Genomic DNA, 20,434 nt, shown 5'->3' with positions numbered 1-20,434 from the left:
ACGCCTTCCGGGAGGGTTTACAGGCTGGCTTTATGTGCCTGCCAGCGCTCATTCAGTGCTTCAAGCTGGGCGTTGACCGTCTTCCAGCGCGCCGAATCCATCAGCTCCTGACGGCTAAATGAACCTTTATGATACAATTGTGTAACACGCTCTGCTTTGATCGGCGACAGGTTATCCAACACGCTGACGGCCCCTTTACGATTATTGCAGACGAGGATCATATCGCAACCTGCGTCCAGGGATGCCTGCCCGCGCTCCGTGTAGCTGCCCATAATTGCCGCCCCTTCCATCGACAGATCGTCGGAGAAAATCACGCCGTTAAAACCGAGCTCCTGACGAAGCACCGTTTTCAGCCAGTGCGGTGAACCGCTGGCCGGGCGCGGATCGACATCGCTGTAAATCACGTGTGCAGGCATGATGGCATCAAGCTTGTTATCGGTGATAAGCGAACGGAACACCGACATATCTTTGGCACGGATTTCCGCTGCCGGACGCGGATCGCGCGGCGTCTCTTTGTGAGAATCTGCCGTCACTGCGCCATGTCCCGGGAAGTGTTTGCCGGTGGTTTTCATGCCCGCTGCGTGCATGCCGTCGATAAAACGGGTGGCTATTGCCAGCGCAATGCGCGGATCTTCATGGTATGAACGCTCGCCAATCGCCGCGCTGATATGGCCCACATCCAGAACGGGAGCAAAGCTGATGTCGATATCCATCGCAATCATTTCGCTCGCCATCAGCCAGCCAGCATCCTGCGCCAGTTTACCGCCCTCTTCTGTACCCAGCAGCGCAGCAAAAGATTGTGCGGCAGGCAAGCGGGTGAACCCCTCGCGGAAGCGCTGCACGCGCCCGCCTTCCTGATCCACCGCGACCACCAGATGGTTACGGGATGCCGCGCGGATCTGACGAACCAGTTCGCGCAACTGCGCCGGATCGTGGTAGTTGCGGGTAAACAGAATCAGCCCCCCTACCAGCGGATGCGCCAGAATGTCGCGCTCCTCCGCATCCAGCTCAAACCCTTCGACATCCAACATGACTGGACCCACACGAACCTCTCTTATCCTTTAGTTTGTAACTGACGCCAGACGTCATCTGCCAGCGTAATAAAGTGTTTGTCGTTTGATTGCTGATAGCGCATTTCAAACCAGCCCGCCATCAGCATGAATACCCAGGGTCGCCAGCGCCTGACCTGCCGCATAAGCGTCAACGCATCCATCTGCGCTTCACGGGCATAGACCATTATAAGCTGCTCACGGGAGGCATCATCCGGCATCCAGACCGCCGCCAGCTCCAGCGCCACGTCGCCATCTCCGGCATACTCCCAGTCGATGAGCCTGGCTCCCGCGGGCGTGTGTACAATATTCCCGGCGTGGACGTCCATATGCAACGGCGAAAGCCGTAAGGGTTGCGGTTGCCCTCGCTTTCGCATCCTTTTAAGCTGCGCAAGCCAGAATGGCGTTCGTCTGTCGGGCGAGGCCTGCTGCCAGTATTTTTCCAGCAGCGGTAACAGCGTGACCCGCCATCCCAGGCGAGGCTGGCGGTGAAGATGATACAGCATCACGGCGAGCGTGGGAGTATGCGGAAGCGTGCTTTTGATCTCCCCCGCAAGATACTCTACCGCCATCCAGCCCTGCGTAAAAAAACAGGGCTTCGGCACGAGATCCGCAGGCAAGCGCCTCAGCGTACGAAACTGTCGGCGAAAGTGGGAGGCAGGGGCAGAGAGATCGTGATGCTGTCGCAGCACCAGCCGATGTTCGCCCTGCTCAATGATGCAGCTCGCGCCGCCAAGCCCGGAGTGGGCCTGCGGCGCGATAAGGCGATACTGAGGAAAATAACGCGTCAGAATCTCGTCACGCGTGCAGCTATTGTTGCGTAACGGCACCTTTACCTGACCAGATTATTTCACCCGTCTGAACCAGCATCAGCTGCATCTGCAGCGAAGGCGTGTTCACATTACCGGTGGCGTTAGAATAGAGGACATACTGAGCGCCAACGTTGCGCGCAATGCCTATCGCTTTGCTGCGCGAGCCCAGGCTATCCTGCGGCGACAAGCCCAACTGCTGTTTGGCTACTGCCAGCTGCTGTGTCGAGACCAGGGTAAATTTGCCGTTGTTTGCTAACGCATTACGCAGCGTTTCCGTCGCTTCGCCCGCGTTGAGTGAACCATTGGTGCGGTTATTTACGCTATCCACCAACAGTACGCTTCCCGGCGTCACGCCCTGAGCCTGCAACATTTTGCCCACCATAGGCTGCATTGCGCCATTCCAGTCATAGTGACGCACACGCGGCGCAGGTTGGGACGTTTGGTCCGGGTGCTCAATTGGGCCAGGCTGCGCCGGAATGGTCGGGACAGAAGGCACCGTTGGCACCGGCTGCGTTGGCTGTGTCGGCTGTTCCGTACCCGGCTTCGCCTCATCCACTGGCGCAGGCTGTTCTGTACGCGTCACACACCCTGCGAGGAAAAGTGCAAACGCACTTAAGAGCACATAACGGCTCATATTTTTAATCAAGGATCACCCCTTACAGATAAAGATAAAGTCTCACCTTATGCGCACCCAAATAGTTAGCGCTGCCATAGAGCGTCACCGACGATCTTGCCGGAATGGTCACGCTACGCGGCGCCTCAAGCGGATGCATTTCAAGACCTCTTACGTCATACCAGTAGAAGCGGTAATGTACCGTCACTGGCTCATGTCTTTCGTTATAGAGCGTAGAGGAAGCAGAAGGTTGGATTTCGCTAATGGTCAGCGAAGGCTGCTCTGCCGTAATGCCTGCAGCAAGGACTGAGGACTCCATCACCAGCGTCTGTTCGTCGCTGACGGGGATCGCAGGACGCGCACTGCACCCTGCTATCACCAGCGTTATCATCAGCGCTGCAATACGCCCTCTTAACATGTCAAAGACCTTTATGTGCCAGCATCGGTCCCAGTGGTCGCCCACCCAGAAGATGCATATGGATATGATAAACTTCCTGACCGCCGTGGCGATTGCAGTTCATGATCAAACGATAGCCGTCTTCAGCGATGCCTTCCTGCTCAGCAATTTTCGCGGCTACCGTTAGCATACGGCCTAACGCCACTTCATGCTCGGTTTTCACATCATTGACGGTAGGAATCAGAATATTTGGAATGATAAGGATATGCGTCGGCGCCTGAGGTGAAATGTCCCGAAAAGCCGTCACCAGCTCATCCTGAAAGACGATATCCGACGGGATTTCGCGGCGGATAATTTTACTGAAAATCGTTTCTTCGGCCATGACCTTTTCCTTTTTTGATTAATCTGGCGTGATGCGTCCGCTATTCACACATACAGTCTTTACGACAGTGTGATACAACGCAAGAGTATGAGCGAGTTTCTCCTGTCCTTTCAACCTTCTCCCTCGATTTCTTTCCCGATCCCTCACCAGCTGGCGGGAGAGTGACCGCCAGACGACATTTTTCCTCTGAAACATTATTTCAGTTTCGTCCGAAACATCTGTTTACAGTGCTAATAACAATGCGTATATTTCGCATTTGCATTTTCATGCGCGTTTTTAACCAAGAATACGACGCCAGCCCGGTTAAGGGACTGACGCATACAACCTTCACCATTCACTAAGGGTTTGATGATGTCTTTCATTAATCATACCAGGGATGGGCAACGTCAGCCTGTTGCAACGCCTTCGTTGCTGGCAGCCTGCATTGCTATGGCACTGATGCCAACCGTAAGTTTCGCCGCCCCAAACGAGGAAACACTCGTCGTTGACGGTACTTCCCAGCCAGACGCGTCCAGCGAAGAGCAGGATTACAGCGTCAAAACCACCACCATCGGCACCAAAATGCAGATGGTCCAGCGCGATATCCCCCAGTCAGTCTCCATTGTCAGTGAACAACGTATGGAAGATCAGCAGTTGCAAACGCTGGGAGATGTGATGGATAACACGATGGGGATCAGCAAAAACACCGCAGACTCCGATCGCAGCAGCTATTACTCACGTGGTTTCGAGATCGACAACTACATGATTGATGGTATCCCCACCTATTTCGAATCTCGCTGGAACCTCGGGGATGCCCTCTCGGATACCGCCCTGTTTGAGCGCGTGGAAGTGGTGCGTGGGGCGACCGGCTTGATGACGGGCACGGGTAACCCGTCGGCAGCGATCAACATGGTGCGTAAACATGCCACCAGCCGCGAGTTCAAAGGCAATCTGTCTGCGGAATACGGCAGCTGGAACAAACAGCGTTACGTTATGGATCTGCAAAGCCCGTTAACCGACGATGGCAATGTGCGTGCTCGCATCGTGGCGGGCTATCAGGATAATGACTCCTGGCTCGATAACTACAATCAAAAGAAAACGTTCTTCTCCGGCATTCTTGATGCGGACCTGGGCGATACCACCTCATTCTCGGCAGGTTACGAATACCAGCGCATTGACGTAAACAACCAGACCTGGGGCGGCTTACCGCGCTGGAATACCGACGGTAGCGTAAGGCATTACGATCGCGCCCACAGCACCGCGCCTGACTGGGCCTATAACGACAAAGAGTTCAATAAAGTTTTCGCCACCTTCAAGCAGCGCTTTGCCGACACCTGGCAGGCCACGCTGAATGCCACCCACACCGAGGCCAAATTCGACAGTAAAGCCCTGTACCTCGACGCCTATGTGGACAAATCAACCGGCATGCTGGTTGGGCCTTATACGAATTACGGACCGGACTACGGCTACATCGGCGGGACGGGCTGGAACAGCGGGAAGCGTAAGGTCGATGCTGTCGATCTGTTTGCCGATGGTGGCTATGACCTGTTTGGCCGCCAGCATACCGTGATGTTCGGCGGCAGCTTCAGTCGTCAAACGAACCGTTACACCAACGCGTGGGCGAACGTGTATCCGGACGAATTCGGTAATTTCTACGACTATGATGGGCATTTCCCGGAAACAAACTGGGGATCGCAGGCGCTGGCCCAGGACGACAAAACGAATATGAAATCGCTCTATGCCGCGACGCGGATTTCGTTGGCCGATCCTCTGCATTTGATTCTCGGTGCCCGCTATACGAACTGGAGCGTCGACACAATGACTTATGGTATGGAAAAAAACCATACCACGCCGTATGCGGGTCTTGTGTATGACATTGATGATAACTGGTCCGCCTATGCCAGCTATACCTCCATCTTCCAGCCACAGAACTACCGTGACAGTACCGGCAGGTATCTCGACCCAATCACCGGCAACAATTATGAAGTGGGCCTGAAGTCGGACTGGATGAACAGCCGACTGACCACAACGCTCTCTGTCTTCCGCATCGAGCAGGATAACGTGGCGCAGAGTACGGGGCGCGTGATTCAGGGGTCAACCGATACCGCTTATGAAGGCGTAGACGGCACAGTAAGTAAAGGCGTTGAATTTGAAATTAACGGCGCGCTGACGGACAACTGGCAAATGACCTTTGGCGCGACGCGCTACCTGGCTGAAGACAGCGCCGGTAAAGACGTTAACCCTTACCTACCGCGCACGACGGTTAAACTGTTCACCAGTTACCGTCTGCCAGCGATGCCTGCGCTGACCGTGGGTGGCGGTGTTAACTGGCAAAACCGCGTTTACAGCGACGTTGCCACACCTTACGGTACATGGCGCGCGGAACAAGGCAGCTATGCGCTGGTTGATCTCTTCACCCGCTATCAGGTCACGAAGAATTTCTCTCTGCAGGGGAATCTGAACAACCTGTTCGACAAGACTTACGATACCAACGTTCAGGGCTCACTGGTTTATGGTGAACCCCGAAACGTCAGCGTAACGGCAAGCTACCAGTTCTGATCGCTCAGACGTATTAATAGGGAGCCGAATGGCTCCCTTTTTTTGTTCGCGCTTCTCGCCGGGTGACGATTCGTTTCACGTAGGCCCGGTAAGGCGTAGCCGCCACCGGGCTGAACAGGCCGCACAAATAAAAAAGGCAGCCATTCGGCTGCCTCAGTCTCCCCACATCACAACTTAGTTGTTGCGGATGTACTCATCCATTTCGGTTTTCAGGTTATCGGATTTGGTACCGAAGATTGCCTGAACACCAGAACCTGCAACAACAACACCTGCTGCGCCCAATTTTTTCAGGCCCGGCTGGTCAACTTTTGCGACATCGGCAACGCTCACACGCAGACGAGTAATACACGCGTCCAGGTTAGTGATGTTCTCTTTACCACCGAACGCGGCTACCAGTGCTGGAGCCATTTCGCTGGTCACGCCTGCTTTGCTGTCTTCAGTTGCATCTTCACGACCCGGAGTTTTCAGGTCCAGTGCTTTGATCAGCACGCGGAAGATGGTGTAGTAAGCAACGGCATAGCACGCACCCACGATTGGGAACAGCCACAGTTTGCTGCTGTTACCGGACAGAACGATGAAGTCGATCAGACCGTGAGAGAAGGACGTACCGTCACGCATACCCAGCAGGATACAGATTGGGAACGCCAGGCCAGCCAGTACAGCATGGATGATGTACAGGATCGGCGCAACGAACATGAAGGAGAACTCGATCGGCTCGGTGATACCGGTCAGGAACGAGGTCAGCGCCGCGGAGATCATGATACCGCCCACTTTTGCACGGTTCTCTGGTTTAGCAGAGTGCCAGATTGCAATCGCAGCAGCCGGCAGACCGTACATTTTGAACAGGAAGCCACCAGACAGTTTGCCTGCAGTTGGGTCGCCTGCCATGTAGCGTGGGATATCGCCGTGGAATACCTGACCTGCTGCGTTGGTGAATTCACCAATCTGCATCTGGAATGGAACGTTCCAGATGTGGTGCAGACCAAATGGTACCAGGCAGCGCTCGATGAAGCCGTAGATACCGAACGCCACAACCGGGTTCTGGTAAGCAGCCCACTGAGAGAAGGTCTGAATAGCGGAACCGATTGGTGGCCAGATGAAGGACAGGATCACACCAGTGAAAATCGCTGCCAGACCAGAGATGATCGGAACGAAACGCTTGCCCGCGAAGAAGCCCAGATACTCAGGCAGCTTGATGCGATAGAAGCGGTTAAACATATACGCTGCAATCGCACCGGAGATGATACCGCCCAGAACACCGGTGTCCGCCAAGTGTTTCGCGGCGATCTCTTCAGCCGGTAAATGCAGAACCAGCGGCGCAACCACCGCCATGGTTTTCACCATGATGCCGTAGGCAACCACTGCAGCCAGTGCAGATACACCGTCGTTATTGGTGAAGCCCAGAGCAACACCGATCGCGAAGATCAGCGGCATGTTAGCAAAAACAGAACCGCCTGCTTCGGCCATCACGTGGGAAACTACGGCTGGCAGCCAGCTGAAGTTAGCAGAACCGACGCCCAGCAGGATACCTGCGATAGGCAGTACGGATACTGGCAGCATCAGCGATTTACCGACCTTTTGCAGGTTAGCAAATGCATTCTTAAACATAATTGAGAGTGCTCCTGAGTATTTGTGCTTTTTTTACGCTTTCACGCATTGGCCCGGGGGGAGTACCGTGCCGTGGACAGGACATCTAAGCGCCCTTTATTTATTACACAGAGTAAAATAATTCCCTCTGGGTTTGTTTGACGGCTATCACGTTTCAGTTCAAGACGGCCAAAAAACTTTCAGATATTTACAAAAAGCATGTCTGGATGTGTCTAAAAACACCATCACCGCCCCAAATGAGGCGGTGAACTTTACTCGCTTTATTTATTAATTACGAGCCTAAAAAAAACAGGTGTATCAGACAGATTGCAGGCGGGCGGGGTCGATGTGGAACAGCGTGGAGAAATTTTCCGTCGTCGCACGAGCCAGCTCTTCAATGCTGACGCCCTTCAGAACGGCCATATACTCAGCCACGTCTCTCGTCATCGCTGGCTGGTTCTCTTTACCGCGATGCGGTACCGGTGCCAGATACGGCGAGTCTGTTTCCACCAGAATGCGATCGAGCGGAACATAACGCGCAGCATCACGCAGCTGCTCAGCATTACGGAACGTTACGATCCCCGAAAACGAGATATAAAACCCTAAATCAAGCAGCTTGCCCGCCGTTTCTCTGTCTTCTGTGAAACAGTGTAGTACGCCACCGCAATCCGTCACCTTTTCTTCCCGCAGGATCGCCAGCGTATCGGCGCGCGCATCGCGGGTATGCACGATGACGGGTTTGTTCAGCTCGCGGCCAATGCGGATATGGTGACGGAAGGACGCCTGCTGGCGTGGTTTAGTTTCCGGCGTGTAAAAATAGTCAAGCCCGGTCTCACCCATCGCCACCACGCCCTCTTCTGCCGCCAGACGACGTAAATCTTCCACGTCATACGCGTCATCCTGGTTCAGTGGATGAACGCCGCAAGAGAAGACGACGTTATCGCGAACGCCAACCAGTTCGCGCATGGAGCGGTAGCCCGGCAGCGTGGTTGCCACGGCCAGACAGAATTTGACATCGCGGGCGGCGGCTTTTTCCAGCACGTCATCGACGTTTTTATGCAGAGATTGATAATCCAGACCATCAAGATGGCAGTGTGAGTCGACTAAAAACATAATGTCTCTCTCAGAGATGGGAAACAGGCGGTGTGACGCCGGGTTGCAGGTAGTGTTCGATACGCAGTAACTGGTCTGTCAGTAAAAGCTCGCGATTAAGACCGGTTACTGTCAAAAGTTGTTCGCGACTCTGGCAAACATCATGAAGGATAGCGCGCAACGAGACGCCCGACAGGCGATTCGCCAGGGTGTTCACCAGCGACCAGACGTCAAGGTTGGTCAGAAGCGTTGCCCCCTGTTGAAGTTTGAGCGCATCCAGCAGTAAAGCGGCCAGCCAGTGCAGGCGCTCGGTCGCCTGATCGCTGTTCAGGGCAGGCAGCAAACTCAACCAGTCGCCGCTATCCAGTGCAGACTCGACGGCACGACACAGCGTTTCACGCTGCGACCAGACATCCGCCTGAAGCAACGCCAGGGCCGCCGCTGGCGCGCCGCTGCACAGCCGCAGCGCAGTCAGTGCAGCGTCTTGTGACACCGTCACTTCGCGTTCAATCCAGGTGAGCGCCCATGCTTCCTGAGGTACTGCGAGGTGATGAAGACGGCAGCGACTGCGCAGTGTCGCCAGTAATCGTCCCGGTTCACGACATGACAGGAAGAACCAGGTTTTCTCCGGTGGCTCTTCCAGGGTTTTGAGCAGCGCGTTCGCCGCCGCCTCGGTAAGCTGCGCGGCATCTTTCAGCCAGACCACTTTGGCCCCGTTAAGCCGCGCGTGTTCATACAGTTTTTCACTGACTTCACGCACGGCGTCAATCCCGAGCGTGCTTTTGCCCTTTTCAGGCTCCAGCGTGTAATAGTCCGGATGTGTGCCCGCCTGCATCAGCTGGCAGCCACGGCATTTACCGCAGCTTTTATGCCCTTCCGGCTGCTGACACATCAGGAAACGGGTGATAGCGTAAATGAGCGCATCATCGCCCATTCCTGGCAATGCCTGAATCAGTAACGCATGATGGCCCCGCCCCGCCTGATAGCTGTTGATCAACTGTTCAAAGTGCGGGCGCAACCATGGATACCATTTCATGCCTGTTGCTCCTGGTGCCACTGCGCGACCGTCTTCTGAATTGCGCGCGTCACCTCGTCCAGAGACTGTGTTGCATCAATAGTGCGAATGGAAGCATCCTGCTCCGCCAGTTCAAGGTAGCGCGCTCGGGTACGGTTGAAGAAGTCAAAAGACTCTTGTTCGATGCGGTCCAGTTCACCGCGCGCGCGGGCACGCTTCAGGCCGACCTCGGGCGTCACGTCCAGATAGAGCGTCAGGTCGGGACGGAAATCACCGAGCACGGCGTCGCGCAGCGTTGCTAACATCGTCTGGTCAATCCCCCGACCACCGCCCTGATACGCCTGGGTCGACAAGTCATGACGATCGCCAATCACCCATTTCCCTTCTGCCAGTGCAGGTTTGATCACCGTTTCTACCAGCTGCACGCGCGCCGCGTAGAACATCAACACTTCGGCTTTGTCAGTGATGACCTCGTCGCCAACGGATTTGATATCCAGCACAAGGCTACGCAGCTTTTCAGCCAGCTGCGTACCGCCTGGTTCACGGGTAAACACCATGTCCGCAACGCCAAGCGCTTTTAGCGTATCAACCACTACGTTGCGGGCGGTGGTTTTACCCGCCCCTTCGAGTCCCTCAATGACAATGTATTTACTGCGCATTTTTTTCCTTAAGTGCCTTCAGATAGTCCTGAACAGAGCGATTATGGCTGGCAAGGTTGGTATTAAAGGTATGCCCCCCTTTTCCGTCAGCCACAAAATAGAGGTACGGTGTTTTGGCCGGGTGCGCCGCGGCTCGTAATGAGGCTTCACTCGGCGTCGCAATCGGGCCTGGAGGCAGGCCTGCGATCACGTAGGTATTATACGCTGTAGGCGTCTCCAGATCTTTTCTGGATATCTTGCCGCTATAACTCTCGCCCATACCGTAGATGACGGTGGGATCGGTTTGCAGACGCATACCGATGCGCAGACGGTTGATAAATACGGAAGCGACCTGATCGCGCTCTGCCGCAACGGCAGTCTCTTTTTCAATGATCGAGGCCATGGTGACGAACTGGTTTTGATCTTTATAGGGCAGGCCATCTACACGCCCTTCCCACGCTGACTCCACCGCCGCGACCATTTTTTTATGTGCGCGTTTCAGAATAGCAACGTCGGTTGTGCCCGCCGTGTACATCCAGGTATCCGGCCAGAACCAGCCTTCCACCCACTCAGGATGCTCGAATTTCAGCACCTCAGCGACCGTCTGATAACTGTCGTCTTTTAACGTGTGTTTGATATAGGGTGCGTCACGCAGCTGTTTGAGGTAATCGCTTAAGCGCATCCCCTCAACAAACCGCAGCGGGAACTGGGCTTCTTTGCCGCTCTCCAGCACCTGCAGCATCTGCCTGACGGTCATACCAGGGGTAAAGCGGTACGTACCGGCTTTGAAGTGAGACAGTTCAGGCTCAAGGCGCAGTAACCACTGGAAGACGCGCGGGCGGTTAATAACCTTATCCCCGTAAAGCTGCTCACCCAGCGCAATGCGCCCGGTACCGGCTTTAAGGGTAAAAATCGTCTCGTCTTTAATCAGGATTTTACTGTCCGCCAGCTGACGGACTTTCCACACTCCCGCGCCGCCAGCAATACCCAGCACAACGATGAGGAGGAGAACAAAGCGCAACATTTTCTTCATGACTATCTGGTTTGCTCACATAACGGGGCTAAAAACTGAAACAGTTCGCGCGATGACCAGACCTGTTGGCCATAGGCGCGGACGGGTAAAACAGGCATCAACGCGTTACAAACAATAACTTCATCAGCGGTCAGTAGCGCCTCTTCCCTTTCGTTAACTTCGACAACGCGAAAACCCGAGTGTGCCAACTGTTGCAAACAAAACTGACGCATAATGCCCTTCACCCCAGCCTGCTCCAGTGAAGGTGTGAAGACATCACGGCCCTTCCGCCAGAGTAAATTAGCCGCACAGCATTCCGTAATGAACCCTTCGCTGTCAAGAACCAGCGCCTCATCAGCGTCCGTCTGTTCAAGATGAGTACGAATCAGCACCTGTTCAAGGCGATTGAGGTGTTTAATTCCGGCCAGCATGGGGTTGCGGCCCAGTCGTATCGGGCTCAGCGTCAACGTGACGCCGTCTTTGCGCCAGCTTTCATAATGTGCGGGATAAGCGGATACGGAGAGTATGCGCGTGGGGTTCTCACAGCTGGCCCCGCTATAACCCCGCCCTCCGCTGCCGCGACTGATGATGACTTTCAGCACACCACTGCTCTTCTCTGACACCAGCTGGCTCATCTCACGTCGCAGCGTGCCCCAGTGCTGAAAGGGGATCATTAAGGTTTCGCAGGCCGTTTGCAGACGGCGGATATGCGCGTCGAGCAGGCATACTTGCCCGTCAATAATTCTCGCCGTCGTAAAGCAGCCATCACCAAACTGCGTTGCTCTGTCGCTGGCAGGCAGATTCTCCTGCTCAAGGCCATTGATCAAAAACATGATGTCTCCTGATGCGTGGGGGTTCAGTCTGGCAGGATGTCTTTAACCGGACAAGGGGATTACGCTTAATAAAAAAGGCCCGACTAGCGGACCTTTTTTAATAGCCATCGTGCAGTCAGGCTCAGACCTTTTTGAAGATCAGAGAGCCGTTAGTACCACCGAAGCCGAAGGAGTTACACAGGGTGTACTCCATACCGCTAACCTGACGCGCTTCGTGAGGAACGAAGTCCAGATCGCAACCTTCATCCGGGTTATCCAGGTTGATGGTTGGCGGAACAGCCTGATCGCGCAGCGCAAGGATGGAGTAGATTGACTCTACTGCACCCGCCGCACCTAACAGGTGACCGGTCATGGATTTCGTGGAGCTCACCATTACGCGGCTGGCAGATTCACCGAAGATAGACTTAACCGCCTGTGCTTCAGCTTTATCGCCTGCAGGCGTAGAAGTACCGTGCGCGTTAACGTAGCCAATCTGTGCTGGGGTAATACCCGCATCACGAATCGCATTTTCCATGGCCAGCGCAGCACCCGCACCGTTCTCCGGAGGAGACGTCATGTGGTAAGCATCGCTGCTCATGCCGAAACCAACGATTTCAGCATAAATTTTCGCACCGCGTTTTTTCGCGTGTTCGTACTCTTCCAGTACGATCATACCCGCACCGTCGCCCAGCACGAAGCCGTCACGGTCTTTATCCCACGGACGGCTCGCCGCCTGCGGGTTATCATTACGGGTAGACAGCGCACGCGCCGCACCAAAACCGCCTACACCCAGTGGGGTACTGGCTTTTTCAGCACCGCCTGCAACCATAGCATCTGCATCGCCGTACGCAATGATACGCGCGGCCTGGCCGATGTTATGTACGCCGGACGTACATGCGGTAGCGATGGAAATGCTTGGCCCACGCAGACCGAACATAATGGTCAAGTGACCTGCCACCATGTTAACAATCGTGGACGGAACGAAGAACGGGCTGATCTTACGCGGTCCGCCATTCATCAGAGATGTATGGTTTTCCTCGATCAGGCCAAGACCGCCGATCCCGGAGCCAATAGCGGCGCCGATACGGGATGCGTTCTCTTCCGTAATCTCAAGGCCAGAATCCTGCATGGCCTGAACGCCAGCGACAATTCCATATTGAATGAAGGCATCCATCTTGCGCTGTTCTTTGCGCGAGATGATCTCTTCACAGTTAAAATCCTTTACTAAGCCAGCAAATTTCGTTGCATAGGCGCTAGTATCGAAATGGTCGATTAGGCTGATGCCGCTCTGACCGGCAAGGAGAGCTTTCCAGGTGGACTCTACGGTATTGCCGACAGGAGACAACATGCCAAGTCCGGTCACAACTACACGACGCTTAGACACGTTTGTCCTCCAGGGAGGGATAAAAAAGAGATTCGTGGGACTAAAAAAGATAAAACTCAGGCGGTCGAATGACCGCCTGGAGATGTTCACTTACGCCTGGTGACCGTTGATGTAATCAATGGCAGCCTGAACGGTGGTGATTTTCTCAGCTTCTTCGTCCGGAATCTCAGTATCAAACTCTTCTTCCAGAGCCATTACCAGCTCAACGGTGTCAAGAGAATCTGCGCCCAGGTCTTCAACGAAGGAAGCGGAGTTCACAACTTCTTCCTGCTTAACGCCCAGCTGTTCGCCGATAATTTTCTTAACGCGTTCTTCGATAGTGCTCATACTCTTAAATTTCCTATCAAAACTCGCTTTCGCGATGGTTTTCGTAGTGTATAAAATGTTGAAAAATTTGCAACTAAATCCCGGCAGGTCTTACCACGATTTTACGTTATTTTGAGGCCAAGCCCTACAATAACGCAAATATTTTTCATCGTGATTAAACCATATACATCCCGCCATTGACGTGAAGGGTTTCACCAGTGATGTAACCCGCTTCGTCAGAGGCTAAAAATGCAACCGCGCTGGCGATTTCTTTAGGGTCGCCAAGACGACCCGCCGGAACTGCCGCCAGCGTACCCGCACGCTGATCATCGGTCAGCGCACGCGTCATGTCCGTTTCAATAAAGCCCGGAGCAACAACGTTTACAGTAATACCGCGGGACGCGACTTCACGTGCCAGCGACTTACTGAAGCCAATCAGACCTGCTTTCGCCGCAGCGTAGTTAGCCTGACCAGCATTTCCCATGGTACCAACCACAGAACCAACAGTGATAATACGACCATGACGCTTTTTCATCATAGCGCGCATTACCGCTTTTGACAGACGGAATACAGATGACAGGTTGGTTTCGATAATATCGTTCCACTCGTCATCTTTCATTCGCATCAGCAGGTTGTCGCGCGTGATCCCGGCATTATTGACCAGAATATCGACTTCGCCAAACTCTGCGCGAATATTTTCCAGAACAGATTCGATAGATGCAGGTTCGGTCACATTGAGTACCAGACCTTTACCGTTCGCACCCAGATACTCGCTGATGGCCTGAGCGCCATTCTCGCTGGTTGCTGTACCAATCACTTTCGCGCCGCGCGCAACCAGTGTTTCAGCAATTGCACGCCCGATACCGCGGCTTGCGCCGGTAACCAGTGCGATTTTTCCTTCAAAACTCATGGTATTCCTCTTTTATTGCGCGAGTGCCGCTGACAGTGCTTCCGGCTCGTTAATGGCCGAGGCAGTCAGGGTATCAACAATACGTTTTGTCAGGCCGGTGAGGACTTTACCTGGACCGACTTCATACAGATGCTCAACGCCCTGTGACGCCATAAACTCAACGGTTTTGGTCCACTGTACCGGGCTGTAAAGCTGGCGAACCAGCGCGTTACGGATTGCCTCCGGCGCGGTTTCGCATTTCACATCGACGTTGTTTACAACAGAAATCGTCGGTGCGTTAAACGTAATTTTTTCCAGCTCAACCGCCAGTTTGTCGGCGGCTGGCTTCATCAGCGCGCAGTGTGACGGAACGCTGACCGGCAGTGGCAGCGCACGTTTCGCGCCAGCAGCTTTACAGGCAGCACCAGCACGTTCAACCGCTTCTTTATGACCGGCGATAACGACCTGGCCCGGCGAGTTAAAGTTTACCGGTGAAACCACCTGACCTTCAGCAGATTCTTCACACGCTTTTGCAATCGAAGCATCATCCAGACCGATGATAGCAGACATGCCACCCGTGCCTTCCGGCACCGCTTCCTGCATGAATTTACCGCGCAGTTCTACCAAACGTACCGCGTCAGCAAAGGCGATCACACCCGCACACACCAGTGCAGAGTATTCACCGAGGCTGTGGCCCGCGAGCAGTGCAGGCGCTTTGCCGCCCTGCTGCTGCCATACACGCCACAGCGCAACGGACGCGGTCAGCAGTGCTGGCTGAGTCTGCCAGGTTTTGTTCAGTTCTTCGGCTGGACCCTGCTGAGTCAACGCCCACAGATCATAACCCAGTGCATCAGAAGCTTCACGGAAAGTCTCTTCAATTACCGGATAGTGTGCTGCCATTTCAGACAACATCCCAACGGTTTGAGAGCCCTGCCCCGGGAACACAAAAGCAAATTGCGTCATTTTTTAATCCTTATCCTAGAAACGAACCAGCGCGGAACCCCAGGTGAACCCGCCACCGAAGGCTTCAAGCAAGACCAACTGGCCCCGTTTGATTCGTCCATCGCGTACCGCTTCATCAAATGCGCACGGTACCGACGCCGCAGAGGTGTTGCCATGGCGATCAAGGGTCACCACAACATTATCCATCGACATGCCCAGCTTTTTCGCGGTTGCGCTGATAATACGCAGGTTAGCCTGATGCGGCACCAGCCAGTCAAGCGCAGAGCGTTCAAGGTTGTTCGCTTCCAGCGTTTCATCAACAATGTGTGCAAGCTCAGTCACCGCCACCTTGAACACCTCATTACCTGCCATTGTCAGGTGAATGGAGCTTTCCGGATTAACGCGATCGGCGTTTGGCAAGGTCAACAGCTCGCCGTAGCTACCGTCGGCATGCAGATGCGTGGAGATGATGCCCGGCTCTTCGGACTGCCCGAGCAGCACCGCACCCGCACCATCACCAAAAATAATGATCGTCCCGCGATCGGTTGGATCACAGGTGCGCGCCAGCACGTCAGCGCCGATCACCAGCGCATACTTCACGGCGCCAGATTTAACATACTGATCGGCAACGCTCAGCGCGTAGGTGAAACCTGCGCACGCGGCAGCAACGTCAAATGCCGGGCAGCCTTTAATGCCGAGCATGTTCTGCACCTGGCACGCTGCGCTTGGGAAGGCATGCGTGGCAGACGTGGTGGCGACCACGATCAAGCCAATCTGTTCTTTATCGATGCCAGCCATTTCGATAGCGCGCTGTGCGGCTTCGTAACCCATGGTGGACACGGTTTCGTCTGGCGCGGCGATACGACGTTCACGGATACCTGTGCGCGTGACAATCCACTCGTCAGACGTATCTACCATTTTTTCAAGATCGGCGTTGGTACGCACTTGTGTTGGCAGGTAGCTGCCGGTACCTAAAATCTTCGTATACATGTACGCTCAGTCACTTTTAGCTAATACAGATTCCAGGCGAGCGGCAATCCGTTGAGGAACTTGTCGCTGCACCGCCTGCACTGCCTGTTCTATCGCGACGGAAAAGGCTCGCTGATTGGCCGCACCGTGACTCTTAATCACGATGCCGCGCAATCCTAACAGACAGGCGCCATTATACTGGTCGGGGTTGAGGTGACTGAATCGCCGCGTCAGGCTTTTTTGTAACCAACGCTTTAATAAAATCAGCCACCAGGCGCTTTTTTTACCTTCCCCCTGCGATTTCAGCAGAGAAAGGAACATTCGCACCACCCCTTCCATAGTCTTCAACGTTACGTTTCCGGTGAAGCCATCACACACTAATACATCGGTCTTTCCCGTCAGCAACTCATTGGCTTCGAGATAACCAATATAGTTGATGGAGGGAACCTGCTTGAGCAATTCGGCAGCGTCACGAATGCTGTCCAGGCCTTTGGTCTCTTCTTCACCAATATTCAGTAACGCAACGCGGGGATTGTGAATTCCCACTACGTCTTCAGCCAGCACCGACCCCATCACAGCAAACTGAGCCAGCATTGTACTATCACAATCAACGTTAGCACCGAGATCCAGCACCACCGTTTTGCCCTTTTGTTGATGCGGCAACACCGTCACCAGCGCCGGGCGCTCAATGCCCTCAATGGGCTTGAGCAATAATTTCGACAGCCCCATCAGTGCACCGGTATTTCCCGCACTGACGCAAGCCTGCGCTCGCCCTTCTTTCACCAGCTCCAGTGCAATCCGCATAGAGCTGCCACGGCTATTGCGAATAGCCTGCGATGGCCGGGCATCACTGGCAATAACTGACTGTGCAGGAATAATCTGCAGACGTGAACGTTGTTCGAAGTCAGCTTTTGCAAGTAATGGCGTGATTGTGTCGGGATTGCCGACTAAAAGAAGTGTGAGTTGCGAATTAGAATTCAGTGCCTGCAATGCTGCAGGCACTGTCACGGAAGGGCCAAAATCTCCCCCCATGACATCTAACGCCAGGGTTAGACGTGTCAAGGTATCGTCGCAGCCTGGTTCGGTAACTTCCCCGTTTGCACGGGGAAATCCTCACTAAGCCTAATCACGCTAACGCGTGATTACTTAGTGATAACCTTGCGGCCGCGGTAGAAACCGTCAGCGGTGATGTGGTGACGCAGGTGTTTCTCACCAGAAGTCTTGTCTACAGACAGGCTGGTAACTGCAGTCAGCGCGTCATGGGAACGACGCATGCCACGTTTGGAACGGGTTGGTTTATTCTGTTGTACGGCCATGGACCTTACTCCTTAATTACTTACGCTTTAAGCTGGCTAATACGGCAAATGGGTTTGGTTTTTGCGCTTCATCAGGCAGTTCCCCAAAGACCATGTCCGCCTCGGACACTTCACAGTGTTCAGAATCATGCACCGGAACCACTGGCAAGGTGAGGATGATTTCATCTTCAACCAGAGCCAGAAGATCGATTTCACCGAATTCGTTAACCTCAATCGGCTCATACGCTTCCGGGAGTGCTTCAGCCTGCTCGTCAGAACGAACGGGACTGAAACAATACGTTGTGTGAACATGCTGTACAAACGGTTTCCCGCAACGCTGACATTCGAGGGTTACCGTTACCTTTGCATCACCGGTTAAAACGGCGAGACGCTGGTTGTCGATAGCGAACGACATGGAGCATTCTACATCACTGTCCACACTGACTACGGATTCGGCAATACGCTCAGCCTGATCGGAAGAATAGATTCCTTCGTAATCAAGGCGTTTTTGAGCCGTACGAACCGGATCAAGAGTCAGGGGTAATTTTACCTTTTGCATAGGGCGCGCATATTAACTTTGTAACGTCATAGAGTCAAAGAAAAAGGCAACCAGAGCTGCCTTTTGCCAATTATTCGCACACATTGCGGCCTGTAGTTTAAAATGGCTGGCATCGATACGCTATATCTGGTGATAAAAATATGCCAAATCTCGTTCTCGCCTCCACTTCACCCTACCGTCGAATGCTGCTGGAAAAGCTCGGGATCCCGTTCGAATGCGCTGCCCCCGACGTTGACGAAACGCCACACCCGGGCGAATCCCCGCGTCATCTGGTGACGCGTCTCGCACAAGAGAAAGCGCAATCGCTGGCCGCACGTTATCCCGCCCATTTGATTATAGGCTCCGATCAGGTTTGTGTACTGGACGGAGAGATCACCGGCAAGCCGCATACGGAAGAGAACGCCTGCCAGCAGCTTCTGCGTGCACGTGGCACTATCGTGACCTTTTATACAGGGCTGGCGCTCTATAACTCCGCCTCAGGCCACCTGCAAACGGAATGCGAGCCGTTCGACGTGCACTTTCGCCATCTCAGCGAGCAGGAAATAACGGATTATGTCCGCCGGGAACGTCCGCTCAACTGTGCAGGAAGTTTTAAAAGTGAAGGATTGGGGATTGCGCTATTCGACAAGCTGGACGGTCGCGATCCCAACACGCTAGTGGGGTTACCGCTGATTGCCTTGTGTCAGATGTTAAGGCGAGAAGAGTGTAATCCACTGACGGCGTGACTTTTGCCCAGCGGCGCTTCGCTTGCATGGGCCTACGGGTTTCGTAGGCCGGGTAAGCGCAGCGCCACCCGGCGCATAATCAGCCGCGAAGGACCTTAAGACAGCGTTTCAGCTGCTCATCCAGCGGCGCTTCAATACGGATGATTTCACCGGTGTTTGGATGGGTAAACTTCAGCGCAGCCGCATGCAGGAACAGACGCGACAGCCCCGTGCCCACCAGTTGTTTATCAAACTCGCGGTCGCCATAGCGGTCATCAAACGCAATAGGATGCCCGGCAAACTGGGTATGCACGCGAATCTGATGGGTACGCCCCGTCACCGGGCTGCAGCGCACCAGCGTGGCAAATTCATAGCGCTCTTCAACTTTAAAGCGCGTCTCGGACGGTTTCCCTTCCTGATTCACACGCACAATGCGCTCACCGCTCTGCAGAATATTTTTCAACAGCGGTGCCTGCACCACTTTTACATGGGACTGCCACTGCCCGCGAACCAGCGCCAGGTAGTCTTTCTGCATCCCTTTTTCACGAAGCTGCTCATGCAAAGAACGCAGCGCAGAACGCTTTTTCGCCACCAGCAGCACGCCGGAGGTATCACGATCCAGGCGATGCACCAGCTCCAGGAAACGGGCTTCCGGTCGAAGCGCGCGCAGCCCTTCAATCACGCCAAAGCTCAGGCCGCTGCCGCCGTGTACGGCTGTACCTGACGGTTTGTTCAGTACAAGGATATAGTCATCCTCATAAAGGATGACGTCACTCAGCGCAGCCACTTTTTGCAGCTTAGGCGAAACCGCCTCTTCTTCACGTTCAGCCACGCGCACCGGCGGGATACGCACTTCATCACCGGCTTCGAGCTTATACTCAGGCTTCACGCGTTTTTTGTTAACCCGCACCTCGCCCTTGCGCAGGATGCGGTAAATCATACTTTTTGGCACGCCTTTCAACTGGGTGCGTAAAAAGTTATCGATGCGTTGCCCCGCATAGTCATCCGCGATAGCAACAATTTTTACGGCTGGAGTCTCTGTTTTCATGGTTGGCGATTCTAAATATCGTCAGCCATTAGCGCCACTCATTTTTCTATGCTTATATTTACTTTTATCCGGCCTGCGCCCCGTTTCGCGCAATCGATTTGGTGGTTATTAAACCAATCACCACCTCGAAGTGAAGAAACTGTGAGTAACCGGGTGATAATTGGTAAAAGTCATCTTGCTATAACCCGGCGAGCAGTGGAATAATGAGGCTGTTTTCCGTGTTAAATCCTGGTTAAGTAAGGATGTCGACGGAATGACCAATTTTGTCTGACCGATCATCCACGCAGCAATGGCGTAAGACGTATTGATCTTTCAGGCAGTTAGCGGGCTGCGGGTTGCAGTACTTCCCGGTATAAGGATTGTTTTCTGGAGAGTTCTACCCAGGCAATTC

Annotated in this window: 22 protein-coding genes; 2 read left to right on the top strand and 20 right to left on the bottom strand. The window is 54.1% G+C overall.

Features of this window, described 5'->3' with window-relative positions; genetic code table 11:
- Window positions 1-17: 17 nt before the first annotated feature.
- The 5 genes from nagZ to hinT are packed head-to-tail and all read right to left on the bottom strand — an operon-like array spanning window position 18 to window position 3,253.
- Complete coding sequence (gene nagZ, locus EXW94_RS01675; RefSeq protein WP_174339354.1) at window positions 18-1,043, bottom strand: beta-N-acetylhexosaminidase; 1,026 nt, start codon at window positions 1,041-1,043, stop codon at window positions 18-20.
- Window positions 1,044-1,054: 11 nt separating this feature from the next.
- Window positions 1,055-1,879: a thiamine kinase gene (gene thiK, locus EXW94_RS01670; protein WP_174339353.1), complete on the bottom strand. Its 825-nt coding sequence runs from the start codon at window positions 1,877-1,879 to the stop codon at window positions 1,055-1,057.
- The gene (lpoB, locus tag EXW94_RS01665) at window positions 1,860-2,507 is read right to left on the bottom strand and encodes a penicillin-binding protein activator LpoB (RefSeq protein WP_089599887.1); all 648 of its coding nucleotides are present in this window, start codon (window positions 2,505-2,507) and stop codon (window positions 1,860-1,862) included. The genes thiK and lpoB overlap by 20 nt, the downstream gene beginning before the upstream one ends.
- A gap of 10 nt (window positions 2,508-2,517) precedes the next feature.
- Window positions 2,518-2,892, bottom strand: a complete 375-nt coding sequence (locus EXW94_RS01660) for a YcfL family protein (RefSeq protein ID WP_010429726.1) — start codon at window positions 2,890-2,892, stop codon at window positions 2,518-2,520.
- Between the two features lies 1 nt (window position 2,893).
- A complete protein-coding gene (gene hinT / locus EXW94_RS01655; protein ID WP_010429724.1) occupies window positions 2,894-3,253 on the bottom strand; it encodes a purine nucleoside phosphoramidase in 360 nt (119 codons plus the stop codon).
- Between the two features lie 351 nt (window positions 3,254-3,604).
- Between hinT and fhuE the strand changes: the two genes are divergently transcribed.
- Complete coding sequence (fhuE, locus tag EXW94_RS01650) at window positions 3,605-5,791, top strand: ferric-rhodotorulic acid/ferric-coprogen receptor FhuE (protein WP_174339352.1); 2,187 nt, start codon at window positions 3,605-3,607, stop codon at window positions 5,789-5,791.
- Between the two features lie 174 nt (window positions 5,792-5,965).
- Here the strand turns inward: fhuE and ptsG are convergent, their stop codons facing one another.
- The 14 genes from ptsG to yceD all read right to left on the bottom strand — a co-directional run bounded on the left by ptsG (window position 5,966) and on the right by yceD (window position 18,291).
- Window positions 5,966-7,399, bottom strand: coding sequence for a PTS glucose transporter subunit IIBC (ptsG, locus tag EXW94_RS01645; protein ID WP_010429721.1), 1,434 nt, complete (start codon window positions 7,397-7,399; stop codon window positions 5,966-5,968).
- 297 nt (window positions 7,400-7,696) lie between these two features.
- Window positions 7,697-8,491 (bottom strand): metal-dependent hydrolase, encoded by a 795-nt coding sequence (locus EXW94_RS01640; RefSeq protein WP_108418030.1) that lies wholly within the window; start codon window positions 8,489-8,491, stop codon window positions 7,697-7,699.
- Window positions 8,492-8,501: 10 nt separating this feature from the next.
- Window positions 8,502-9,506: a DNA polymerase III subunit delta' gene (gene holB, locus EXW94_RS01635; protein ID WP_174339351.1), complete on the bottom strand. Its 1,005-nt coding sequence runs from the start codon at window positions 9,504-9,506 to the stop codon at window positions 8,502-8,504.
- Window positions 9,503-10,144, bottom strand: a complete 642-nt coding sequence (gene tmk / locus EXW94_RS01630) for a dTMP kinase (protein ID WP_100167036.1) — start codon at window positions 10,142-10,144, stop codon at window positions 9,503-9,505. The genes holB and tmk overlap by 4 nt, the downstream gene beginning before the upstream one ends.
- Complete coding sequence (yceG, locus tag EXW94_RS01625) at window positions 10,134-11,156, bottom strand: cell division protein YceG (RefSeq protein ID WP_109081047.1); 1,023 nt, start codon at window positions 11,154-11,156, stop codon at window positions 10,134-10,136. Before yceG ends, tmk begins: the two co-directional genes overlap by 11 nt.
- 2 nt (window positions 11,157-11,158) lie before the next feature.
- On the bottom strand, window positions 11,159-11,968 hold the full coding sequence (gene pabC / locus EXW94_RS01620; RefSeq protein WP_174339350.1) for an aminodeoxychorismate lyase: 810 nt from the start codon (window positions 11,966-11,968) through the stop codon (window positions 11,159-11,161).
- Window positions 11,969-12,089: 121 nt separating this feature from the next.
- The gene (gene fabF / locus EXW94_RS01615) at window positions 12,090-13,331 is read right to left on the bottom strand and encodes a beta-ketoacyl-ACP synthase II (RefSeq protein WP_010429707.1); all 1,242 of its coding nucleotides are present in this window, start codon (window positions 13,329-13,331) and stop codon (window positions 12,090-12,092) included.
- Window positions 13,332-13,421: 90 nt separating this feature from the next.
- On the bottom strand, window positions 13,422-13,658 hold the full coding sequence (gene acpP / locus EXW94_RS01610) for an acyl carrier protein (RefSeq protein ID WP_003857954.1): 237 nt from the start codon (window positions 13,656-13,658) through the stop codon (window positions 13,422-13,424).
- A 154-nt stretch (window positions 13,659-13,812) separates the two neighbouring features.
- The gene (gene fabG, locus EXW94_RS01605; RefSeq protein ID WP_010429699.1) at window positions 13,813-14,547 is read right to left on the bottom strand and encodes a 3-oxoacyl-ACP reductase FabG; all 735 of its coding nucleotides are present in this window, start codon (window positions 14,545-14,547) and stop codon (window positions 13,813-13,815) included.
- 12 nt (window positions 14,548-14,559) lie between these two features.
- On the bottom strand, window positions 14,560-15,489 hold the full coding sequence (gene fabD, locus EXW94_RS01600) for an ACP S-malonyltransferase (protein ID WP_032647992.1): 930 nt from the start codon (window positions 15,487-15,489) through the stop codon (window positions 14,560-14,562).
- Window positions 15,490-15,504: 15 nt separating this feature from the next.
- Window positions 15,505-16,458: a beta-ketoacyl-ACP synthase III gene (locus EXW94_RS01595; protein ID WP_032647990.1), complete on the bottom strand. Its 954-nt coding sequence runs from the start codon at window positions 16,456-16,458 to the stop codon at window positions 15,505-15,507.
- Window positions 16,459-16,464: 6 nt separating this feature from the next.
- Window positions 16,465-17,499 (bottom strand): phosphate acyltransferase PlsX, encoded by a 1,035-nt coding sequence (gene plsX / locus EXW94_RS01590; RefSeq protein WP_010429690.1) that lies wholly within the window; start codon window positions 17,497-17,499, stop codon window positions 16,465-16,467.
- A gap of 80 nt (window positions 17,500-17,579) precedes the next feature.
- Complete coding sequence (gene rpmF, locus EXW94_RS01585; protein ID WP_003857964.1) at window positions 17,580-17,753, bottom strand: 50S ribosomal protein L32; 174 nt, start codon at window positions 17,751-17,753, stop codon at window positions 17,580-17,582.
- Between the two features lie 16 nt (window positions 17,754-17,769).
- Window positions 17,770-18,291 carry a 23S rRNA accumulation protein YceD gene (gene yceD, locus EXW94_RS01580; protein WP_006174678.1) on the bottom strand — a complete coding sequence of 174 codons (522 nt, stop codon included), beginning with the start codon at window positions 18,289-18,291 and terminating at the stop codon, window positions 17,770-17,772.
- A 140-nt stretch (window positions 18,292-18,431) separates the two neighbouring features.
- On the opposite strand from yceD, the gene EXW94_RS01575 reads away from it, so the two are divergent.
- A complete protein-coding gene (locus tag EXW94_RS01575; protein ID WP_120158555.1) occupies window positions 18,432-19,016 on the top strand; it encodes a nucleoside triphosphate pyrophosphatase in 585 nt (194 codons plus the stop codon).
- 79 nt (window positions 19,017-19,095) lie between these two features.
- Here the strand turns inward: EXW94_RS01575 and rluC are convergent, their stop codons facing one another.
- A complete protein-coding gene (gene rluC, locus EXW94_RS01570) occupies window positions 19,096-20,043 on the bottom strand; it encodes a 23S rRNA pseudouridine(955/2504/2580) synthase RluC (RefSeq protein ID WP_174339349.1) in 948 nt (315 codons plus the stop codon).
- Window positions 20,044-20,434: the final 391 nt, after the last annotated feature.

Origin of the sequence: Enterobacter sp. JMULE2 (assembly GCF_013337145.1) — a bacterium.
Lineage (GTDB): Bacteria > Pseudomonadota > Gammaproteobacteria > Enterobacterales > Enterobacteriaceae > Enterobacter > Enterobacter mori.
The sequence above is the reverse complement of the archived record's forward strand: the minus strand, read 5'-3'. Positions and strand labels throughout refer to the sequence as shown.